Raw genomic sequence first — 20,103 nt, 5'->3', positions numbered from 1 at the left:
GGTCCATGGGTACTCCTTGTGAACGGGGATGCGGGGGCGGGCGGGGGGCGGGGCGGGGGGCGGGGTTCAGTGCATGGTGAAGCCGCCGTTGACGGCGACCACCTGCCCGGTGAGGTAGCGGGACTCCTCGTCGAGCAGGAAGGAGACGAGCCCCACCAGGTCGTCGGGCCGCTGCGGCCGGGGGATCGCGCGGTTCGCCGCGTAGAGCGCGTGCCGCTCGGCCGGTACGGTCTCGGTCGCCTCGACCTCCGTCAGGCCGGGCGCCACCGCGTTGACGGTGATGCCCCGCTCGCCGAGTTCGCGGGCCATCGCCCGGGTGAGGGCGACGACCGCGCCCTTGGAGGCGATGTAGTGGGCGAGTCGCGGGGAGCCGTAGAGGGCCGCGTCGGAGGCGATGTTGACGATGCGTCCGGGGTCGGACATCAGGGGCAGCAGGTGCTTGGCGACGAGCCAGGGGCCGCGCGCGTTGACGGCCATCAGCCGGTCCCAGGCCTCGACGTCGATGTCCTGGAACTCCCGGCCGCCGACGCCGTTGGCGAGCGCCGCGTTGTTGACCAGGCCGTACACGGGGCCGCCGGGCGCGACACGGGCGGCCAGGGCCTCGACCGAGGCCGGGTCGGCGACGTCCAGCGCGACGAACTCGGCCGCGCCGCCCGCCTCGCGGATCTCCGCCGCCGTACGGGAGCCCCACTCCTCGTTCAGCTCGGCGACGACGACCCGGTACCCGTCGGCCGCCGCCCGGCGGGCCATGGCCTCCCCCAGGCCACGGCCCGCGCCGGTCACGACGACCGTGGGGCGCCCGGTGGCCGGGTCAGTCACGGGTGACGCCGTACAGCGGGGAGTACTCGGGGTACGTCGGCACCTGCGGCTTCTGCGTGCCGATGATCACGCAGAACAGGGCGTCGGTGTCGCCCTCGTTCTTCAGCGAGCGGGTCACCCCGGCCGGCACCACGATCATGTCGCGGTAGCCGAGGGTGCGGTACTCGGTCTCGTCGGCACCGCGGTGGATGCCGACGCGGACCTCGCCCTCCAGGACGAAGAAGGCCTCCTCGACGTCGTGGTGGGTGTGGGCGGGGCCCTCGGCGCCGGGCGGCAGCAGCATGTTGGAGAAGGTGAAGCCGCCGGAGGGGAGGATCCGGCCGTCGTCGTCGTGGTTGCCGGTCGCGCCGGAGCCTACGTAGCGGATCTGCGCCCGCTTGAACTGCGGGCCGGCCTTCTCCTGGAAGGAGAGGGTGCTCCAGTCCGGCTCGCGGGAGGCCTTGGAGGCGATGAGGGAGTCGGTGTACTTGGCGAGGTCCGAGCCGTTGTCGTAGTCGTCGGTGGTGAGCGGCATGGTGATCAGCCCTTCCGGGTGCGGTTGCGGGTGCGTGTGCGGTTGTCGGTGACGATGTGGAGGTGGGAGAGCAGCCAGGCGTTGAAGTGCTCGGGCTGTTCCTGGTTGGCCAGGTGACCGGCGTCCTTGACGATCACGTAGGCGGTCCGGTGCAGACCGCCGGCCAGGACCTGTGAGGCGTCGGGGCCGGTGATCCGGTCCTTCTCCCCGCACAGGACGAGGGTGGGCGCGGTGACCTCGGCGAGTTCGCTGCGCAGGTCGGTGGCGGCCATGGACTCGGCCGCCTGCCGGTAGCCGGGAGGCCGGATCGAGTCGGCCATGGTGTCGACGACCCGCCGGACCAGTTCGGGCGGCGCGTCCTTCGACAGCAGCCGGGGGCCGCGTTCCTCCGCGAAGGCGCGCGGGCCGAGGCGTTCCAGCTCCGGGACCCGGGCGCGCATGGCGGCGGCCTTCTCGGGGCTGGTGCCGGAGCCGGGGGTGGAGTCGGCGACGGTGAGGGAGGCGACGAGTTCCGGGTGCCGGGTGGCGAGCCGCAGCGCGATCACGCCGCCCCAGGAGACGCCGACGACGTGTGCCTCGGTGGCACGGGCGGTGGCGGTGGCGGAGGCGGAGACACGGGCGCGGATGACGGCGGCGGCCGTGTCGGCGTAGTCGTCGAGGGTGAGGTCGCCGTCCGGGTCGGCGGACTTGCCGTAGCCGGGGGCGTCCCAGGCGACGACCCGGTGACCGGCCGCGGCGAGCGCCCCGGTCTGCGGTGCGAAGGCGGCGGACGAGGAGCCGATGCCGTGCAGGCACAGCACGAGCGGCCCGTCGTCGCCGGTCTCGGCCAGGTGCAGCCCGGCGAGGTCGTGGGCGGTCACAGGATCTGCCCCCGGCGCCCGGCCAGGGCCGCGAGTGAGCGCAGTACGGCGTACGGCACGACCTGGCTGGTGGCGGGGTTGGCCGCGTCGGGGAGGTGGCGCGCCTCGAAGCGGTACGAGCCGTGCGGCCCGTTCGCCTCGATGACGTGGGAGGTGTGCGCGGCCGCCGGGTCGGCGACGACCCTGACCCGTACGGCGTCGAGGTCCCCGACCGCGAGGGCCACGGAGGCGGCGACGTTCGTGGACTTGGGGAACCTGGCCGGTACGTCGCGTGCGGTGCCGGCCATGACCTCCACGGGTCCGGTCGCGGATCGCAGCCGGGCGAGCGTCTCCTCGTCCATCCAGGGCTGTTCGAGGGTGGAGGGCAGCTTGGTGGTGGTGAGGGTGACCTCGCCGAGCGGCCCCATCGCCCGTACGGCCTGCAGCAGATCGAGCCCGCCGACCGCACCGCCGGTGAAGTAGACCCGGCCGGGCCCGGCCGCGAGCAGCCGCTTCGACAGCTCGTCGTCGGTGAGGGCTCCGGTGGACGCCACGAGCAGGTCGGTGCCGGAGGCGAGGATCGCCTCGCCCCATTCCCGTACGACGCCCTGGCCGGCGGCCTCGACGATCAGGTCGCAGGCGGCGAGGGCCCCTTCCACGGTGAGCTGCGGTGCGGGGACCGCGTCGCCGAGGGGGCGGTTGTCGACGATGCCCACCAGCTCGGCGCCGGGCACCTCGCCGGCGGCGAGCGCGCCGCCGACGGTCCGGCCGATGGCGCCCCAGCCGATGAGGCCGACCTTGCGTGTGCCGTTGTTCATGCCACCGCTCCTTCGGCGTCGACGGGAGTGGGAATGAGGGCGTTGGTGGGGGCGTTGGTGGGGGCGTCGACGGGGCTGCCGTCGGGGGTGCCCGTCATGTGGGCGCGGATCCGTTGCGACGGCGGTCCTGCGGTCCCCCACAGGTCGGACAGCTCGGGGGTGCGCCGCCAGACCTTGCAGATCCAGGTGTCCTCGACGATCTGGGCGACCTCGGTGGTGTACTCGCACACCAGGCCGGTGGGGTCGGTGAAGTACGAGAAGGTGTTGTTGCCGGGGCCGTGCCGGCCGGGGCCCCATTCGGGGGTGATGCCGTGGTGCCTGAGCCGGCCGAGGCCGCGCATGAAGTGGTCGAGGGACGTCATCTCGTAGGCCACGTGGTTGAGGGAGACCCAGGGCGCCTGGTTGAAGGCGACGCAGTGGTGGTCGGTGCCGCAGCGCAGGAACGCCATCTGGTGCTCGGACCAGTCCGAGACGCGCATGCCGAGCACGTCGCGGTAGAAGGCGACGGAGGCGTCGATGTCGGGGGTGTTGAGGACGGTGTGGGTGACGCCGACCGGCAGGGACACGTCCCGGTCGCGTGCGGTGACCGCCCAGGTGTCGGCGGACAGTTCGATGAGCCGGCCGTCGAGGTCGTGGAAGCGCAGCCCGTAGCCGCCGCCGACCTGGTCGAGGAGGCCGGGTTCGGTGACGAGCGCGATGCCGCGTGCCCGCAGCCGGTGTGCGGCCCGGTCGACCTCGGCCGGGGTGCCGAGCGCGAAGACGAGGCGGCCGAGGCCGATCGTCTCGGAGCGGGTCAGCCGCAGCGCGTGGTGCTCCTCGCCGGTGCCGCGCAGCCAGCTCGCACTGTGCTCGGCCTCGACGACCTCGAGGCCCCACACCTCCTCGTAGAAGTCGACGGCGTCGGCGAAGTTCGGGGTGAGCAGCTCGACCGAGCGCAGGGCGCGCAGGCGGCCGATCGGCGGGTGGGTCGTGCCGGATTCGGTCGGCGGGTGGGTCATGGCGGAGTCTCCCGAAGCGTGGGTCGGTCAGTTGGCCCAGGGCAGGGGCGTGGCGTCGGTGCCCCAGTACAGGGACTTCTGCCGCTGGTAGACGCGGATCAGGTCGCGGCCCTTCTCGATGCCGAGCCCGGAGTCCTTCATCCCGCCGAAGGGGGTGGAGATGGAGAACTGCTTGTAGGTGTTGATCCAGACGGTTCCGGCCTCGATCCGCCGCCCGAGCCGCCAGGCGGCGCGTGCGTCGCGGGTCCAGATGCCGCAGGCGAGCCCGTAGACGGAGTCGTTGGCCAGTTCGACCAGTTCGTCCTCGTCGTCGTAGGGCAGGGCGACCAGGACCGGGCCGAAGATCTCCTCCTGGCAGGCGCGGGCGGAGTTCGGCAGGGAGTCGATGACGGTCGGCAGGTAGTAGGCGCCCCGCGCATACCGCTCGCCCTCGGGTGCGGCGCCGCCGCACAGCACCCGGCCGCCCTCCTCGCGGGCGCGGTCGACGGCCGCGGCGACGGCGTCGCGGTGCGCGTGGTGCACGAGCGGCGCGACCTGCGTGCCGGGGGACGTGCCCGGTCCGACGCGGAGCCGGCGCACCCGCTCGACCAGTTCGCCGACGAAGGAGTCGTACAGCGAGGCGTGGACGAAGAGGCGTGATCCGGCGATGCAGGACTGGCCGCTGGAGGAGAAGATCCCGTACATGACGCCCGCGAGGGCCTGCTCGACGTCGGCGTCCTCGCGCACGATCGTCGGTGACTTCCCGCCCAGTTCGAGCGAGGCCGGGACGAGCTTGTCGGCGGCGGCGCGGGCGATGGAGCGCCCGGTGGTGGTGCCGCCCGTGAAGCCGATCCGGCCGACCAGCGGATGTCTGACGATCGCGTCGCCCACGACGCTGCCCTTGCCCGGCAGGACGGCGAGCAGCGCGGTCGGCAACCGCTCCTCGGCGAGGACCCGGTGGACGAGGCGCCCGAAGGCGAGGGAGACCAGCGGGGTCCACTCGGCGGGCTTGAGCAGGACGGCGTTGCCGCCGCCCAGCGCGGGCGCGACCTTCTGCGCGTCGGAGGCGATCGGCGAGTTCCAGGGGTTGATGGCGCCTACGACGCCGATCGCTTCGTGGGTGCTCATCGTGAGGTACGGGCCGCGCGAGGGGGTGAGCGCGTCCTCGGCGGTCTCCAGGGCGGCGGCCGTGTACCGGAAGGTGCCGGCGGCGCTCAGTGCGAGCGCGCGGGTCTCGGCGAGCGTCTTGCCGGTGTCGGCGGTCTGGAGCGCGGACAGGTCGTCGGCGTGCTCCTCGATCAGGTCGCCGATCCGGTACAGGACGCGGGCCCGGCGGTGGGGCGGGAGGTCTCGCCACTCGGGGGCGGCGGCGGCCTCGGCGGCGGCGTGCGCGGCCTTGTCCACGTCGTCCGGCGAGGCGGCGTGGACGGTGGCGAGGACGGTGCCGTCGGCCGGGTCGACGGTGTGGATCGGCCGGCCGCCGCCAAGTCGCCACTGCCCCGCGATGAGGATCTCGTCGGCTGGGATGCGCGGCATGGGGACCTCCGGAAGAGGGTCGTGGAGGAGCGTGTCTAAGCGCTAGAAATCTAAGGCCTTAAATAATTTCCCCGCAAGAGCCCGAAGTCGAGAATTTTTTACGACGTCAGGAGTAAGGCTTGCCTAACACCGGCGGGCTACCGGTAGAACTTAAGCACTGAGACATTCAGCGCCTACATAAGTGGGGCGTCGCCGCACCTCTTTCACCCTCATCGCCGCCGGCACACGGCTGCCCCGTCGTGCCGTGCGGCCCCGAACCCTCCCGTGCGGGCTCGCACACTCCCCGACGTACGGGATCCGGAGACCCATCCATGACGATCGACGCAGCCCGTGACACCCCGGGCCGACAGGGCGACGGCGAGAGCGACTCCGCCGCGCTCACGGCCGCCATCGGCGCACGCTTCGAACGCCTGCCACTGTGCCGCTGGCAGGTGATGGTCCGGCTGGTCGTCGGCGCCGTCACGTTCTTCGAGGCGTTCGACCAGCTTCTGATCGCCTACGCGCTGCCCGAGCTGCGCGACGAGTGGCACCTCGGCACGACGCAGGTCACCGCCCTGATGACCGTCGGCTCGATCGGCATGCTGATCGGCGCGCTGGTCTCGGGCAGGCTCGCGGACCGGATCGGCCGGGTGAAGGTCATCGCCGGCTGCATCGCCCTGTCCGGCCTGTGCAACCTGGCCCTGACGCTCTGCACCTCGCCCGAGCCGTTCATGGCGCTCCGTCTCGTCCAGGGCATGGCCATCGGCGGCGAGGTGCCGATCGCGGCCACCTTCATCGCGGAGATCACCCGCGCCCACGGGCGTGGCCGCTTCGTCCTCCTGTACGAGCTGGTGTTCCCGGCCGGCCTGACCGCGGGCGCGCTCCTGGCCGCCTGGCTGGTGCCGGTGCTCGGCTGGCGCTGGATGTTCGGCCTGGCAGCCGTCCCCGGCATCCTGTGCTTCGCCCTCGCCCGCTGGGTTCCGGAGTCACCGCGGTGGCTCGCCGACCACGGGCGGCACGACGAGGCGCTGGCGACCATGACCTCGATCGAGCAGAAGGTCGAGAAGATCACCGGCGCCCCGCTCCCGTCCCCCGCACCGGTGCGGCCCACCCGTCCGGCCGCGGGCAAGGACGGCAACGACAACGGTGGCGGGGTCGGCGGCGGTGGCGGGGTCGGCGGCGGTGGCGGCGGCCTGCGCGAACTCCTGACCGGCAGGTACGGCAGGCGCACCCTCGTCGTCGGGGCCCTGTGGTTCACGGGCTACTTCGCGAACTACGGCATCACGTCCTGGCTGCCGACCATCTACAAGGACCACTTCGACCTCGACCTGTCCACGGCGCTGCTCTACTCGACGGTGACGAGCTGCGCGGGCCTGGCCGGCTGTCTCCTCGTCGCCCTCACCGTCGACCGGGTCGGCCGCCGCAACACGGTGATCCGGTGCATGGCGGCGGCTGCGCTCTGCCTGCTGCTCCTGGGCCTGACCGGCGGCGGCTCGGCGGCGAGCGTCCTGGTGTGGACGTCCCTGGCCGCGGTCTTCCTCTTCGGATCCAACATCTGCCTCTACCTGTACACGCCGGAGCTGTTCCCCACCCGGATGAGGGCGCTGGGCTCGAGCGTGGGCGGCGCGATGAACCGCCTGGGTGTCATCCTCGGCCCGATCGTCGTGGGTGCCCTCTACGCCGGAGGCGCGATCGGCACGGTGTTCGTGACCCTGGCGGCCGTCGCCGTCGCGGGCTCCCTGGCAGCGGCGGCCTGGGCGGAGGAGACGAGCGGCCGCACGCTGGAGGACGTGGCGCCGTAGGGAGTGCTTGGGGGGCCTTGGGGCGCCGTCTCTGGGAAAGGGTTCACGTGTCGGCGACAGGGTCGTGGGTGCGGGCGAGGTGAGTGGCGAGCCGCTGGACCAGCCGCCGGGCGGCCTCCGGGGCGACGACCTCGATGTGCTCGCCGAACTGGAGTAGCTGCCGCACCCCGTCGAGTTGGCCGTACACCACGGTCACCTCGACGGTCCCGTCCTCCCCCGGCTCGCTCGCCGCCCGGAGTCGAGCGCCCAGGATCCGCCGGGCGAGGTCGAGGCTGCCGGCGTCGACGCGCGCCGTGACCACGACCTGCCCCTCGCTCTCCAGCGCCTCGCCCAGCTCCCGCGCCGTGCCCGCGAGGTCGGCACCGGGCCGCAGCCGACGGGCGCTGTCGAGTACGGCCCAGTGCTGGAGACGGGCGAGCGCGAACATCCGCGGCTGCCCGTCCCGGTCGGCCACCAGGTACCAGCGCCCGCCTCGCTGCACGAGCCCGTAAGGGTCGACCACCAGTTCCCGCGCGGACGCGGCGCCGCTGCGCCGGTAGGCGATCCGCAGCCGCCGGCCCCTGCGCACGTCCCGGACCAGGCCCGCGACATCGGGCAGGGGCGCGGCGTCCGCGAACCAGGGCCGGTTGTCGATCGCGATCACCTCCGTCAGCGCGAGCGGCAGGTCGTCCCGGACGGGAGGCAGGGCCCGACGCGGCGTGAGCTTACGCAGCGCCGACCGGGCGGCCGCCTCGCCGCCGAGCTGACGGGCCCGTTCGAGGTCGAGCCCGACCGCCCGCAGGAGGTCCGCCTCGCCGGTCGTCAGCTTCGACAGGTCGGCCTGGTCACCGGGCAGCAGACTGATGCCGCCGTACTTGCCCCGCTCGGTGAAGACGGGAATCCCGGCGTCGACGAGCGCCCGCACATCGCGCAGAACGGTCCTCGTCGACACCCCCAGCTCCCCGGCCAGCGCCTCGGCGGTGGTCTGCCGACGCGTCTGCAGGGCCGCGAGAAGCTCGATCAGACGCTGCGGCCGACTCATACGACACCTTCCTCACCCAAACGCCGAACACGAACACCGAACCCGAACCGGGAACACGACAGCCTGTGTCATGTTCCCACGCGAGGCTGACACCGAGGCGGCCGAAACCGACCGGCCCGCCCGCCCGGAAGGAGCCGATACCCATGTCCGCACCCAACCTCTTCCTCGTCTACGTAACCGACGTAGAGCGCGCGACCGCCTTCTACTCCGACCTGTTCGACATCAAGCCCGTCATGACGACACCGCGCTACGTCCCGTTCGAAGTCGCCCCCGGAGTCCTCTTCGCGCTCTGGAGCGGCCGCGCGGACCGGCTCGCGCCGCAGACCCCGCGCACCTCGGAGGTCGGCCTCATGATCCCGGGCTCCTCGGCGGCCATCGACGCGACCCACGCCGAGTGGGTCGCCAAGGGCGTCACCGTGGTGGAGGAACCCCACGACGAGGTATTCGGCCGCACCTTCGTGGTCACGGACCCGGACGGCAACCTGATCCGGGTCTCGCCCGTCGACTAGACGGTGTCCGGCCGAACCCCTCCGTCGTTCCCGGATCAGCCCGACCCGAGGCGCTCGAGCGCGGCACGAACCCGGTTGAGCCCTTCCGCTCTCCAGTGCCCCCGGTCGGGCATCTGGTCGTCCCGGCGCCAGCGCCAGGCCGAGAACAGCGCCCAGTTCAGGGCGCGGCACCGGTGGATCAGGCTCTGGTCGGCCCCCGCATAGTGCTGTCCCACTCCCTCGGGCGCATGGGCGAGGTCGAACTCGACCGGCCCGCGGCAGCACGTGGCGAGGTCAATGAAGAGGGGCCCTCTCCTCGTGTTCAGGAGGTTGCCCGGATGGGGCTCGCCGTGCAACAACTGCTCGCCGGCTGTGTCGAGGCCGATCGCGGCACTCAGTCCGCCGAGTGTGTCGCTGAGGAATTCCCGGTCGGCATCGGACAGCTCGGGGGACTGCTCCCGGTCGTTCACCTCGCTCAGCGCCGCGGCGACCCGATCGGTGAAATGCGGTGCGTCCAGATCGAGCCGGCGCAGGGCGGCATGGTGCCGCAGGAACACGTCCGCGTAGTCGGCCGGCGCGATCTGTGACCCCAGGGGTTCGTAGTAGGTCCAGAGCGAAACGGCGAAGGCATCGCGCACATACACCCGGGGCTCGACCCGGGGCTCGAGCTCGGCCACCGGAGCGTCGGCATCGGCGAGACGGCGGGCAACCTCCACTTCGAACTCGGAATCGGCCAACTGCCCCAGCGGTGCCACCCGAACCAGGACATCGCAGGGGACCAGGCGCAGCGCGACGCGGTCGGAGTTGTGGATGACAATCGCATCGTCGACCCGCAGACCCAGCTCCGCTGCGGTCGCCCGTCCTGCCTCAACCGCGCGGCGCAGTTCCGATGGCTCCATACCGCTCTCCTTCATCGTCGAGTACTCGGACATCTTGAAGTGTCTGCGGCCGGAGAGACTCTCCTTTTCCCACCTTGACCTCGACCAAGCTTGAGGTTGGATGCTGAGCAGAACGTCGTCTTCATTGAAGGGTGCTGCTCATGCATGCGATCCAAGTGGCCTCGTTCGGCACTCCGGAGGTGCTGACCCCGGTGGACCTGCCCGATCCGGTGCCCGGCCCCGGCCAGGTCGTCGTCGGCATGGTCGCGGCCGACGTCATCTTCCTGGACACCTTGCTGCGCGGCGGCTGGGGCCAGGACATCTTCCCGCGAACGCTGCCGTACGTGCCGGGTGGCGGCGGAGCGGGTGAGGTGCGGGCCGTCGGTGACGGAGTGGACCCGGCCTGGGTCGGCCGACGGGTAGCCGTGCGAACCGGCACGGGTTACGCCGAGCAGGTCGTCGGGGATGAGGAGGAAATCATGCCGATCCCTGACGGGCTGGCCGCCGCGACGGCGGCCGCACTGGTGCACGACGGCGTGACCGCCCTCGGCTTTCACCGGCTGGGGGCGCCACGGGAAGGAGAGTGGGTACTGGTCTCGGCGGCGGCCGGAGGAGCGGGCTCGTTGTTGGTGCAGTTGGCCGTCGACGCCGGAGCCCGCGTGGTGGCCGCCGCGTCCAGCGACGCCAAGCTGGCCCTGGCCCGCGACCTGGGCGCCGAGGCCGTCGTCGACTACACGCGGGCGGACTGGATCGAGCGGGTGCGCGAGGCGACCGGCGGCGGCGGTGCCGCGCTCGTCTACGACGGCGCGGGCGGGGCGCTCGGTACGGCCGCCGTCGACGCGCTCGCGGACGGCGGGCGGTTCGTCACCTACGGCACCGCCGACGGCTTCGCCGCCCCGGACCGGGAATCGGCCGCACGCCGGGGCATACGACTGCTCATGCCGCTCATGGACGGCCCACCGGACCAGGAAACCGTCCGGGAACTGCTGGGCCTGGCACTGGAACGCGCCGCCGGGGGACACCTGCGCCCGGCGATCGGCGCCACCTACCCGCTGAAGCAGGCCGCCGAAGCGCATCGCGCTCTGGCCGCGCGTGCCACAGTGGGAAAGTCACTGCTACTGATCGGCAGCGAGAGGTTTTTCTGATGCGCAGAGTGACCTATTCGATGAACGTTTCACTCGACGGCTACATCGTCGCACGGGACGGTTCCTTCGACTGGACAGACCCTGACGAGGAGGTCTTCCGCCACTTCACCGACGAGCTGCGGCAGACCGGCGTCCACCTGCTGGGGCGACGACTGTACGAGACGATGCTGTACTGGGAGACCGCCGACCAGGACCCGTCGCTCGGCGCCCCGGAGCTCGAGTGGGCCGCGCTCTGGAAGGCGCTGCCGAAGGTGGTGTTCTCCAGGACGCTGGCGACAGTGCAGGGCAGCAACACCCGTCTGGCCTCCGGCACCCTGGCGGAGGAGATCGAGCGCCTGCGGGCCGATCCCGGTGATGGCGACATCTCGATCGGCGGCGCGACCCTCGCCGCCGAGGCCGCCGCGTCCGACCTGATCGACGAGTACCGCACCATGGTCCACCCGGTCCTGGTCGGCGGCGGCACCTCGTTCTTTCCCCAGCACGAGCGCCGGGTGAACCTCGAACTCGTCGAGACCCGCACCTTCGGCGCGAAAGTCGTCCACCTCCGCCACCGCGTGGTCCGCTGAGCCGACCCGTCACGCCGTCCGTCTCGCCGCAGCCGGGGCCGCACCCAGCTCACACCACACAAATTTTCCCCTGTTCCCCTCGCGGGACAGGGGCTGCCACCCCCACACATCCGCACAGGCCCGGACCAACGCCAGCCCTCGCCCGTCCTCCCGGTCCACGGCCCGCTCGAACGGCTGCGGAGGCTCTGGCGGCGAGGGGTCCGCATCCCAGGCACCGAGCCGAAGAACTCCCGTCCCGGACCAACGCACCCGCAACGCGGCGGGCCCTTTCGTATGCCGTACGGCATTGGACACCAACTCCGTGGCCAGCAGTTCGGCCAGGTCGACCATCCGGATCAGACCGTGCATCGTCAGGATCAGACGCAGCGTCCGGCGACAGATGGTGACGGCTCTGGGGTCGTTCGGGACATACAGGGAGTACTCCCACGGATCGTTTTCAGGCATGCCGGTTCCCTTCGGGGATGGGGTGGGTGAGTGCGGGCCGGTGTCAATGCCGCGTCGCCAGGACAGGGCAAAGCGGTGCGCTTCCGACGCCACGGAGTTGCAGTGCGTGTTCCCTGCAACACCGACGGTAGACCTTAGAATTAACGGCAGGCAAGCCCGTCGCGTAACCTGACACCCGAACGAGGAGCGAGACCAGGTGCGTTGAGCGAGGGATACGGGAATGGGAACCAAGCGCGAAGCAACGGCACGGCAATTGCGCTTGGCCGTCGAACTTCGCAGACTGCGCGAGGCATCAGCCCTCAGCGCCCGCGAGGCGGCATCGCTCCTCAGCATCAACTCCGTGCAGATCAGCCAGATCGAATCCGGCACAACGGGCGTGAGCGAGCAGCGGCTACGCCGCCTCGCCGCCCACTACGCATGCACAGACGAGAACTTGATCAACGCGTTGGCGGCAATGGCGACAGACAGGACGCGCGGCTGGTGGGAGGAGTACCGAACGCACCTGCCCACGTCGTTTCTGGATCTGTCCGAGTTGGAGCACCACGCCACGTTCCGCTGGGACGTGGACTTCCTGCACATCCCAGGACTCCTACAGATCGACGGCTACGCAAGAGCACTCTTCTCCCGACGAGTACCCGAACTCCCGCAGGGCGACCTGGACTTGCGCGTGTGTCATCGGATGCAGCGGCGCGGGATTCTCGAAGGCGAGCGGCCGATCCCGTACGAAGCACTCGTCCACGAAGCGGCGTTGCGCATCCGAGTCGGTGGCCGCGCCACCTCGCGCGCACAGCTCGCGCACATCCTGGAGTTCTCCGAAGCAGAACACGTGACGGTGCGCGTCATCCCCTTCGAGCTGGAGGAGTTCGCCGACGTCACAGCCGCGATGGTCTACGCCGGGGGCGCCGTTCCTCGACTGGACACCGTGGTGCGCGACGGCCCTCACGGCACGCTCTTCATCGATTCGGAGCCGCAGTTGAGCGTCTTTCGAACACTTTTCCGTAGAGTGGAGGCGGTATCGCTCGCCCCCGAGCGTTCCCGCGACTTCATCCACAGGCTGGCAAAGGAACTGTGAGGCCCTCGGTGACCACCCCCGACAACTGGCGGAAGTCCTCCTACTCCGGCAGCGGCGACGGCAACGCATGCGTAGAAGTCGCCCGCGACGGTGGCCACACAGCCGTCCGCGACTCCAAAGCCCCCACCCGAGCCGTGCTCACCTTCCCCACCCCGGCGTTCAATGCCTTCCTCGGCGCGCTGAAAGCCGACGCCAAGGCCAACGGATGACCACTGCCGACGACTGGCAGAAGTCGTCCTACTCAGGCGGCGGTGAAGGCAACGACTGTGTCGAGGTCGCCCTCGACCACCCCCACACAGCCGTCCGCGACTCCAAAGCCCCCATCCAAGCCGCGCTCACCTTCCCCACCCCCGCCTTCACCGCCTTCCTCGCCGCCCTCCGGAACTCACCCGGGGACTGAGTAGTAGGCGCCGTAAACCCTTCGGGCGTCGTTAACGCATTGACGCGCAGCGGTGTGAGCGAGGCGGGACGGCCTCAGCGTTGACGGGCTTTGAGTCCGAGCAGGCCCGCCGAGGCGAACCGGGCGCGACGTGCAGCACCGCCTGTGCGTCTTCAACCGCCGATCGGCCGAAGTGGATCACCGGTACCCCGCAGTGACCGGTGCAAGAGGCCACTTGGGCAGAGATAACGCAACTTCGACAGGGCTCGCAGAGGCAGCTACCTTCACCGGGTCTTCGGCGATCGCCCACGGTCGCACAGGAGTTCTCTCAGGCTGAGCCCCCGCGACGGGACGAGTTGGTCACGCCCCACGGAGCCTCGCCCCATGCGTAAGCCCGACCGGTCCACACCAGGTACCCCCGACCAAGGAGAGACGCATGTCCCATCTTGCGCTGTACACCTTCGGCGTCCTGAAGTCCCCTCTCGCCGATCCCGCACCTCTCACGCGCGAGTTCTACGACGTTGGTGAGGCCGTCTACCGGAAGATCGGTCAGCACCCCGGTTACCTCGCGCGTGCCGAAGCGGCAGACGGTGACCGGGGCATGTTCTTCGAGGCGGACTGGGGTGCATGGGGAGAGTTCGCCGTACCGACCTGGTACGGCAAGGGCCGTACCGTGGAAACCACCGCCCTCGCCACGAGCCTCTCGCTCTGGACCGGCCTCCGTCCCGCCTTCGACGCCGTCTACACCGGGATGCACCGCGAGGCGCTGAACAGGCGTTACGACTGGTTCGAGAGGACAGGACACCCGAATTACGTGTTCTGGTGGGTCTCCGACGGCGTGATACCCACCTGGCAGGACGGGGTTTCCAGCCTGGAGCACCTCCGCGACCACGGCTCCGCGCCGCACGCCTTCACCTTCCACCGCTCGTTCGCCCCGGACGGAACTCCGACCAGGATCAAAAGCATCGGGCCGACCGCCGCCCGGACGTGATACCGGCCGCCCGCAAGCTCCCGGTAGTACCCGTCGCCCTCCGCCGCAACCAACGGACGCCGGGCTCATGATTGGACGGTCTGTCCCGGCGACACGCCGCCGAAGTGGCGCTTTTGCCGGGACAGACTGTCCAGACACCGGCCGCCCCCCGATGCCGACGGGCTGCTGCACCAGTTCGACTCCCTCATGGCTCGTAGCGCGCGTGATCACCAAGGTGGCCTCGCCGGGGAATAACCGGAGGCTCCCTCCTGTTACGTGGCGCAGCGATCCGCGCAACGTCACACCCAGACGTCACACCCACAGGAGGCACCCCACCATGCCCGCAGACGCCGCAGAGGAGATCCGGGGCACCGCCCACGGCACCGCTCCCGTCCCCCTCTCCGTACTGGACCTGGTGACCGTCGGTGCCGGCCGGACCGCGACCGACGCGCTGCGGACCAGCGTGGACATCGCGCGCCTCGCCGAGGCCCGCGGCTTCCACCGGTACTGGGTCGCCGAGCACCACTCCATGCCAGGCGTCGCCTCCTCCTCCCCCGCGGTGATCCTGGCCCACCTGGCGGCCCACACCGACCGCATCCGGCTCGGGTCGGGCGGCGTCATGCTGCCCAACCACGCGCCGCTCGTGATCGCGGAGCAGTTCGGGACCCTGGAGGCCATGGCCCCGGGCCGGGTGGACCTCGGTCTCGGCCGCGCCCCCGGCACGGACGGTGCCACCGCCGCCGCCCTGCGCCGCACCGAGCGCCTGAACGAAGGCGCCGACGACTTCCCGCAGCAGCTCGCGGAGCTGGTCCGGTTCCTGGACGACGACTTCCCCGACGGGCACCCCTACGGCCGTATCCACGCCGTGCCGGGGCCCGTGCAGGCCACCTCGCCCGGGGGCGTGCAGTCGGCCCACCGGCCGCCGGTGTGGCTGCTCGGCTCCTCCGGCTTCAGCGCGCGGCTGGCCGGCACCCTCGGGCTGCCCTTCGCCTTCGCGCACCACTTCTCGGCGCAGAACACGGCCCCGGCGCTCGACCTGTATCGCGAGTCCTTCCGGCCGTCCGCAGTCCTGGACGCGCCGTACGCCCTCATCGGCGTCTCCGCGCTGGCGACCGACGACGAGAAGGAGGCCCGCCGGCAGGTGCAGGCGGCCGCCCTGAACATGGTCCGGCTGCGCACCGGCCGCCCGGGACTCGTGCCGACCCCGGAGGAGGCCGACGCGTACGACTTCAGCCCGATGGAGCTGGAGTTCGTGCAGTCCTGGAACGCCAACGTCATCCACGGGAGTGTCGACGAGGTGCGGACAGGCCTCGACGACCTGCAGAAGCGCACCGGCGCCGACGAGCTGATGCTCACCGCCAACGCCCACGGCGGCGACGTACGCCTGCGCTCCTACGAGCTGATCGCCGACGCCTACGGGTTGCCGACGCCCGCCTGAACCCCGGCCGTACCGGGCCCGGCGGAGCCCAGCAGCGCGGAGATGCGGTCCGGCGCCACCGGTCGGGAGTACAGCCAGCCCTGACCGGTGTCGCAGCCGATGCGGCGCAGGCGGGTCGCCTGGTCCGAGGTCTCCACGCACTCGGCGGTGACGGTCAGGCCGAGCCGGTGGGCGAGCTGCACCATCGCCTCGACGATGACCTCGTCGGCCGGGTTGGCGGCGCCCTCCACGGCCGCATGTCCGACGGGCCCATGTCCTGCTGCCGCGCGCCCCACTGCCCCATGTCCGACGGCCGTACGTTCCACGGCCTCGCCCTCCGGGGCGGCGTCCGGGACCGCGTCGTACTGGAAGCCCCGTACGAACGCGCCGTCCAGCTTCAGGACCGAGACCGGGAGCCGGCTGAGGTAGGCCAGGTTCGAATAGCCGGTGCCGAAGTCGTCGATGGCGATGTGAACGCCCATGTCGCTGAGCGCCTTGAGGACCTGGAGCGGGCGGCCGGCCGAGCCCATCACCGCCGACTCCGTCAGCTCCAGTTGCAGCAGGTGGGGCGCGAGGCCCGTCTCCTCCAGGGTGTGGGCCACGTCCGCGACCAGGTCGGAGTCCCAGACCTGGCGGACCGCCACGTTGACGCTGACGAAGATCGGCGGGTCGTCCGGGTGGGCGAGCTGCCAGCGGCGGGCCTGGTGGCAGGCGGTGCGCAGGATCCAGCGGCCGAGGGGAACGATCGAGCCATCCTCCTCCGCCAGTGCGATGAACCGATTCGGCGCAAGTACGCCGAACTGAGGATGATTCCAGCGGATGAGCGCCTCGACGCCCCGCACCCGGCCGTCCTCCATGCCGACCAGCGGCTGGTACTCCAGGGCGAACTCGCCGCGCTCGATGGCGGGACGGAGCGTGGCGGCCAGCGCCTGGCGGGTCATGCGGTTGGCGTTGCGCTCGGGGTCGAAGAGCGTCCAGCGGGCGCGGCCGTCGGCCTTGGCCCAGTACAGGGTCGTGTCGGCGGCCTGCATCAGGGCGGTGGGGGTGGTGCCGGCGGTGTGGCGTTCGACGACGCCGACCGACGCGGTGACCGAGAGGCGGCGGTCGGACAGCTCGAAGGGGGGCTGGAGGGCCGTCAGGACCGCCCCGGCCAGGTCGGCGAGCTGGTCGGGGCCGGTGGAGTCCTCCACGAGGAGGGCGAACTCGTCGCCGCCGAGCCGGGCCACCAGCGGGGCGCCCGAGCGTGCGTGGCCGGCCTCCTCGGCGCACCGGGTCAGCCGTTCGGCGACGGCGGCCAGCAGCCGGTCGCCGACGCGGTGGCCGTGGGTGTCGTTGACGGCCTTGAAGCCGTCCAGGTCCAGGTAGCACACGCCGATCCGGCCGGTGCCGCCGTGCTCGTGGGACTCCGCCTCCAGCGCGGCCGTCAGCCGTTCGAAGAACAGGGCCCGGTTGGGCAGCCGGGTCACCGGGTCGTGCATCTGGAGGTGGCGCAGCCGGGCCTGGAGTTCGCGCCGGGCGCTGACGTCGGCGACGGACAGCAGCAGGCCAGGGGTGTCCGTGTCCGTGTCCGTGTCCCCGGAGTCGGCCAGTGGTTCGACTGTGACCTGCGCCCACAGCGAGTGCCCGTCGGCCCGCTTCAGCCGCCGGGTGCAGCGCAGCCGGGCCTGGTGGCCCCGCAGTACCTCGCGGTACGCGTGCCAGGTACCGGCGTCGGAGGCGAGGTCGACGAGGTCGGCCGCCACGCAGCCGGCCAGGGCGGCCGGGTCGGTGCCGAGCAGGGTGCCCAGGGTGTCGTTGGCGCTGACGACCAGGCCCTCGGCGTCCACGACGGCCATGGCGAGAGGGGCCGCGGTGAACACCGATCTGTAGGCCGTGGGTCTCGTAGCCGCGGTACGAGGAGCCAGGCTGTTGTCACTGTCTGTGATGGCCGACCGGCCGAGGTCTGTCGCGGGCGCCGGCCCTTCGGAGGTTCCGTTCACCGCTCGCTCCCGCAGTGCCTCGATCTCTGTTCGTGCTCTGTTCGTGCAGGAAAGTGTGCCGATCATAGAGGCTGGCACGTGGCCCTTCCAGCCGCCGTTCCGTGTTCTGGACCGAGCGGGCCCTCTGGCAGATCGTTTCTGCGCACATCGGGAAGGGTTCTTCACGCCTCCGACCAGTTGTGACGTTCCGTGAGTGTCTCCGGGGTGTCGGCCGGGAGGACTCCGGCGAAATCCCGGCCGGCTCACCCATCCGGTGCAGGCGAACAGGGCGTAATACGACAATCATGCACAAGCTGGGTGCGGTGTCCCGTCAACCGCACCCGGAGGTCCATGTGCCGCGCCAGCTCCCCCTGAGGCGACTTCCCCGGGAGGCCCTCGAGGCGCTCGGTGCGGGCCGCCGGACGGCGGGGAGGGCGGGAACGGCAGGGGCTGCAGGGAGGACGGGGAGGGCGGGAACGGGCGGCCGGCCCAGGCTGCGCAGCACCGCGGCGGTGTGCACCACGATGTCGGCGCTCGCCGCGACCTCCCTGATCACCGCCCCCTCGGTCGCCGAGCCGTTCTCCCCGGAGCCCTGCGCCCTCCGGCGTGCCGAGGTGCATCACTCCGAGGGCCTGGACACCTGGAACGCCACCTATCCGCGGCCCGTCCGCTCCCTGGACGCGGTGATGGTGTTCCTGTCCTTTCCCGACTCCCAGCCGCTGACGTCACCGGCCGAACTCGCCGCCGACCACTTCCCGGCCACCGCCCGTTTCTTCCGGCGCGCGTCCTACGGCGCGTTCACGCTCCGCCCGCATCCGCTGCGGAGCTGGCTCCCGATGCCGAGCCCGTCGACGTCGTACGCCATACGGCGTGACTGGAGCCCCGAGCACCGGGCCGCCTACCTGCGCGACGCGCTGGACGCCGCCGACCGGCGCGTCGACTTCTCCCAGTACGACGTCGTGTACTTCGTCGCGGACCCGGACGCACCCGGCGTGGACTCCGACGCCACGAAGGTCGTCAACCTGGACACCCCGATGCGGGCCGACGGCACCGACATCCGCCGGATCGTCACGGTCTTCGAGAACCATCCGCCGGACCGGCTGGTCCTGGCCCACGAGACGGGGCACGTCTTCGACCTGCCCGACCTGTACCACCGGCCCGTCGACGGCAAGGGCGACTGGGACACCCACGTCGGCGACTGGGACCTGATGGGCAGCCAGTTCGGGCTCGCCCCCGACCTGTTCGGCTGGCACAAGTGGAAGCTGGGCTGGCTGAAGCCCCGGCAGGTGGCCTGCGTGCGGGGCAGCGGGCCGACCCGGCTGACGCTGGAGCCGCTGGGGGCGGGTCCTGGGGTGGTGGTGGCGGGCGCCGCCGGAGCGCCGGCGTTCGGCCTCGGGCGGGGTACGAAGCTGGCCGTGGTGCGCACGGGCGCGGACAGTGTGCTCGCCTTCGAGGTGCGTACGCCGGTCGGCAACGACGTCTCCGCCTGCCGGGCGGGGGTGCTGGTGTACCGGGTGCGCAGCGGGGCGGAGTCGGGGGGCGGGCCGGTCGAGGTGGTCGACGCCCACCCGGACACCGAGGCCTGCTGGGCCGACTCGGTCTACCCACCGCTCGCCGACGCGCCGGTGGCCCTCGGCGAGAGCTTCACGGTGCCGGGCGACGGTGTACGGGTGGAGGTCGAGGGACGGACCGAGTCGGGGGCGTGGACCGTACAGATCACTCCGGGGTGAGCCGCGCAAAACAACGATGGCGAGACCCGTTCGCGTCTTCCGCGAACATGCCTCGCCATCGTCAACGTGCGCCGCCAGGGACTCGAACCCCGGACCCGCTGATTAAGAGTCAGCTGCTCTAACCAACTGAGCTAGCGGCGCCTGCTGACGTCGTAGACCTTAGCATCCTGGTCGGCGGGAGGAAAAATCGAAATCCGCACCGCGGAGCGGGCCGCCCGGACGGCCGCCCAGAGCAGGATTTCCGGGCCCGGCAGCCACGGCTGACGGGTGTCCGGAGCCACCAGCCAGCGGGACCCGGAACGCGGGGGCGTGCCCGCGGGGGCCGGTACCGTCACCGCATCCCCGGCGCCGTGGCACAGCAGTGGCGGCACCGCGCCCGTACGGCCGCCCTCCCGGCCGCGGGCGCCCCACTCCTCCCACTCGAGCAGCGACGGCAGCCGCTGGGCGGTGCCCGGCGCGGCGAACAGCAGCATCCGGCCCCGGAACTCCGCCACCGGGCCCGAACCCGGGCCGTCGTCCCACATCCGGTCCAGCATCCGGCGCCCGAAGATCGCGGGAGCGCTCACCACGTCGAAGGCACAGCCGCAGGGCAGGACGACCGGAGCCTCGGGCCGCTCCTCCCAGAAGGCGAGGGTGCTGCGCGGATACGCGCCCGCCGAGGCCAGCCAGGCGGCGCCGTCCGAGGTGACGTCCGAGACACGGGCCGTGGCGTTGCGTGTGCTGCTCATGCCGCATAGATCTACCGGGCGTG

Annotated in this window: 21 protein-coding genes and 1 tRNA gene; 10 read left to right on the top strand and 12 right to left on the bottom strand. The window is 71.5% G+C overall.

The features are described from left to right. Nucleotides 1–66: 66 nt before the first annotated feature. The 6 genes from KUM40_RS17160 to KUM40_RS17135 are packed head-to-tail and all read right to left on the bottom strand — an operon-like array spanning nucleotide 67 to nucleotide 5,503. On the bottom strand, nucleotides 67–819 hold the full coding sequence (locus tag KUM40_RS17160) for an SDR family oxidoreductase (protein ID WP_217166847.1): 753 nt from the start codon (nucleotides 817–819) through the stop codon (nucleotides 67–69). Further along, complete coding sequence (locus KUM40_RS17155) at nucleotides 812–1,333, bottom strand: cupin domain-containing protein (RefSeq protein WP_217166846.1); 522 nt, start codon at nucleotides 1,331–1,333, stop codon at nucleotides 812–814. Before KUM40_RS17155 ends, KUM40_RS17160 begins: the two co-directional genes overlap by 8 nt. A 5-nt stretch (nucleotides 1,334–1,338) precedes the next feature. After that, a complete protein-coding gene (locus KUM40_RS17150; RefSeq protein ID WP_217166845.1) occupies nucleotides 1,339–2,193 on the bottom strand; it encodes an alpha/beta fold hydrolase in 855 nt (284 codons plus the stop codon). Next, nucleotides 2,190–2,990: an aspartate dehydrogenase domain-containing protein gene (locus KUM40_RS17145; RefSeq protein WP_217166844.1), complete on the bottom strand. Its 801-nt coding sequence runs from the start codon at nucleotides 2,988–2,990 to the stop codon at nucleotides 2,190–2,192. The genes KUM40_RS17150 and KUM40_RS17145 overlap by 4 nt, the downstream gene beginning before the upstream one ends. After that, nucleotides 2,987–3,988 carry a VOC family protein gene (locus KUM40_RS17140; RefSeq protein ID WP_217166843.1) on the bottom strand — a complete coding sequence of 334 codons (1,002 nt, stop codon included), beginning with the start codon at nucleotides 3,986–3,988 and terminating at the stop codon, nucleotides 2,987–2,989. The genes KUM40_RS17145 and KUM40_RS17140 overlap by 4 nt, the downstream gene beginning before the upstream one ends. 27 nt (nucleotides 3,989–4,015) lie before the next feature. Next, nucleotides 4,016–5,503, bottom strand: coding sequence for an aldehyde dehydrogenase family protein (locus KUM40_RS17135; protein WP_217166842.1), 1,488 nt, complete (start codon nucleotides 5,501–5,503; stop codon nucleotides 4,016–4,018). Between the two features lie 311 nt (nucleotides 5,504–5,814). Between KUM40_RS17135 and KUM40_RS17130 the strand changes: the two genes are divergently transcribed. Continuing rightward, nucleotides 5,815–7,284, top strand: coding sequence for an MFS transporter (locus KUM40_RS17130; RefSeq protein ID WP_217166841.1), 1,470 nt, complete (start codon nucleotides 5,815–5,817; stop codon nucleotides 7,282–7,284). A gap of 43 nt (nucleotides 7,285–7,327) precedes the next feature. Here KUM40_RS17130 and KUM40_RS17125 read toward each other — a convergent pair whose 3' ends face one another. After that, nucleotides 7,328–8,305, bottom strand: a complete 978-nt coding sequence (locus tag KUM40_RS17125) for a YafY family protein (RefSeq protein ID WP_217166840.1) — start codon at nucleotides 8,303–8,305, stop codon at nucleotides 7,328–7,330. 143 nt (nucleotides 8,306–8,448) lie between these two features. Between KUM40_RS17125 and KUM40_RS17120 the strand changes: the two genes are divergently transcribed. Then, entirely contained in the window at nucleotides 8,449–8,814 is a 366-nt protein-coding gene (locus tag KUM40_RS17120) for a VOC family protein (protein WP_217166839.1), read from the top strand. A 35-nt stretch (nucleotides 8,815–8,849) separates the two neighbouring features. Here the strand turns inward: KUM40_RS17120 and KUM40_RS17115 are convergent, their stop codons facing one another. Beyond that, complete coding sequence (locus KUM40_RS17115; RefSeq protein WP_217166853.1) at nucleotides 8,850–9,692, bottom strand: phosphotransferase; 843 nt, start codon at nucleotides 9,690–9,692, stop codon at nucleotides 8,850–8,852. A gap of 140 nt (nucleotides 9,693–9,832) precedes the next feature. On the opposite strand from KUM40_RS17115, the gene KUM40_RS17110 reads away from it, so the two are divergent. Together KUM40_RS17110 and KUM40_RS17105 are read left to right on the top strand one after the other, a co-directional pair. Next, the gene (locus tag KUM40_RS17110; RefSeq protein WP_217166838.1) at nucleotides 9,833–10,816 is read left to right on the top strand and encodes a zinc-binding dehydrogenase; all 984 of its coding nucleotides are present in this window, start codon (nucleotides 9,833–9,835) and stop codon (nucleotides 10,814–10,816) included. Further along, complete coding sequence (locus KUM40_RS17105; RefSeq protein WP_217166837.1) at nucleotides 10,816–11,382, top strand: dihydrofolate reductase family protein; 567 nt, start codon at nucleotides 10,816–10,818, stop codon at nucleotides 11,380–11,382. The genes KUM40_RS17110 and KUM40_RS17105 overlap by 1 nt, the downstream gene beginning before the upstream one ends. A gap of 9 nt (nucleotides 11,383–11,391) precedes the next feature. Here KUM40_RS17105 and KUM40_RS41380 read toward each other — a convergent pair whose 3' ends face one another. After that, a complete protein-coding gene (locus KUM40_RS41380; RefSeq protein ID WP_254395234.1) occupies nucleotides 11,392–11,826 on the bottom strand; it encodes an ATP-binding protein in 435 nt (144 codons plus the stop codon). A gap of 220 nt (nucleotides 11,827–12,046) precedes the next feature. Between KUM40_RS41380 and KUM40_RS17100 the strand changes: the two genes are divergently transcribed. The 5 genes from KUM40_RS17100 (at nucleotide 12,047) to KUM40_RS17080 (ending at nucleotide 15,685) form a co-directional block, all read left to right on the top strand. Next, nucleotides 12,047–12,898: a helix-turn-helix transcriptional regulator gene (locus tag KUM40_RS17100; protein ID WP_217166836.1), complete on the top strand. Its 852-nt coding sequence runs from the start codon at nucleotides 12,047–12,049 to the stop codon at nucleotides 12,896–12,898. A gap of 8 nt (nucleotides 12,899–12,906) precedes the next feature. After that, nucleotides 12,907–13,107, top strand: a complete 201-nt coding sequence (locus tag KUM40_RS17095; protein ID WP_217166835.1) for a DUF397 domain-containing protein — start codon at nucleotides 12,907–12,909, stop codon at nucleotides 13,105–13,107. Next, entirely contained in the window at nucleotides 13,104–13,298 is a 195-nt protein-coding gene (locus tag KUM40_RS17090; protein ID WP_217166834.1) for a DUF397 domain-containing protein, read from the top strand. Before KUM40_RS17095 ends, KUM40_RS17090 begins: the two co-directional genes overlap by 4 nt. Nucleotides 13,299–13,713: 415 nt before the next feature. Further along, entirely contained in the window at nucleotides 13,714–14,268 is a 555-nt protein-coding gene (locus tag KUM40_RS17085) for a DUF3291 domain-containing protein (RefSeq protein ID WP_217166833.1), read from the top strand. Nucleotides 14,269–14,584: 316 nt separating this feature from the next. Beyond that, nucleotides 14,585–15,685 carry an LLM class flavin-dependent oxidoreductase gene (locus KUM40_RS17080; protein WP_217166832.1) on the top strand — a complete coding sequence of 367 codons (1,101 nt, stop codon included), beginning with the start codon at nucleotides 14,585–14,587 and terminating at the stop codon, nucleotides 15,683–15,685. Here the strand turns inward: KUM40_RS17080 and KUM40_RS17075 are convergent. Continuing rightward, a complete protein-coding gene (locus KUM40_RS17075; protein ID WP_217166831.1) occupies nucleotides 15,661–17,643 on the bottom strand; it encodes a bifunctional diguanylate cyclase/phosphodiesterase in 1,983 nt (660 codons plus the stop codon). The genes KUM40_RS17080 and KUM40_RS17075 overlap by 25 nt on opposite strands. Before the next feature lie 284 nt (nucleotides 17,644–17,927). On the opposite strand from KUM40_RS17075, the gene KUM40_RS17070 reads away from it, so the two are divergent. Further along, nucleotides 17,928–19,352, top strand: a complete 1,425-nt coding sequence (locus KUM40_RS17070) for a M6 family metalloprotease domain-containing protein (RefSeq protein WP_254395232.1) — start codon at nucleotides 17,928–17,930, stop codon at nucleotides 19,350–19,352. Between the two features lie 67 nt (nucleotides 19,353–19,419). On the opposite strand, the gene KUM40_RS17065 is transcribed toward KUM40_RS17070, so the two are convergent. Continuing rightward, nucleotides 19,420–19,493: transfer RNA gene (locus KUM40_RS17065), tRNA-Lys, on the bottom strand. Beyond that, nucleotides 19,484–20,080, bottom strand: coding sequence for a bifunctional DNA primase/polymerase (locus KUM40_RS17060; RefSeq protein WP_217166830.1), 597 nt, complete (start codon nucleotides 20,078–20,080; stop codon nucleotides 19,484–19,486). Before KUM40_RS17060 ends, KUM40_RS17065 begins: the two co-directional genes overlap by 10 nt. Between the last annotated feature and the right edge of the window lie 23 nt (nucleotides 20,081–20,103).

The sequence above is a fragment of the Streptomyces sp. AC512_CC834 genome, from assembly GCF_019049325.1.
In the GTDB taxonomy this organism is placed as follows: domain Bacteria; phylum Actinomycetota; class Actinomycetes; order Streptomycetales; family Streptomycetaceae; genus Streptomyces.
This window is presented reverse-complemented; position numbering and strand designations above follow the sequence as displayed.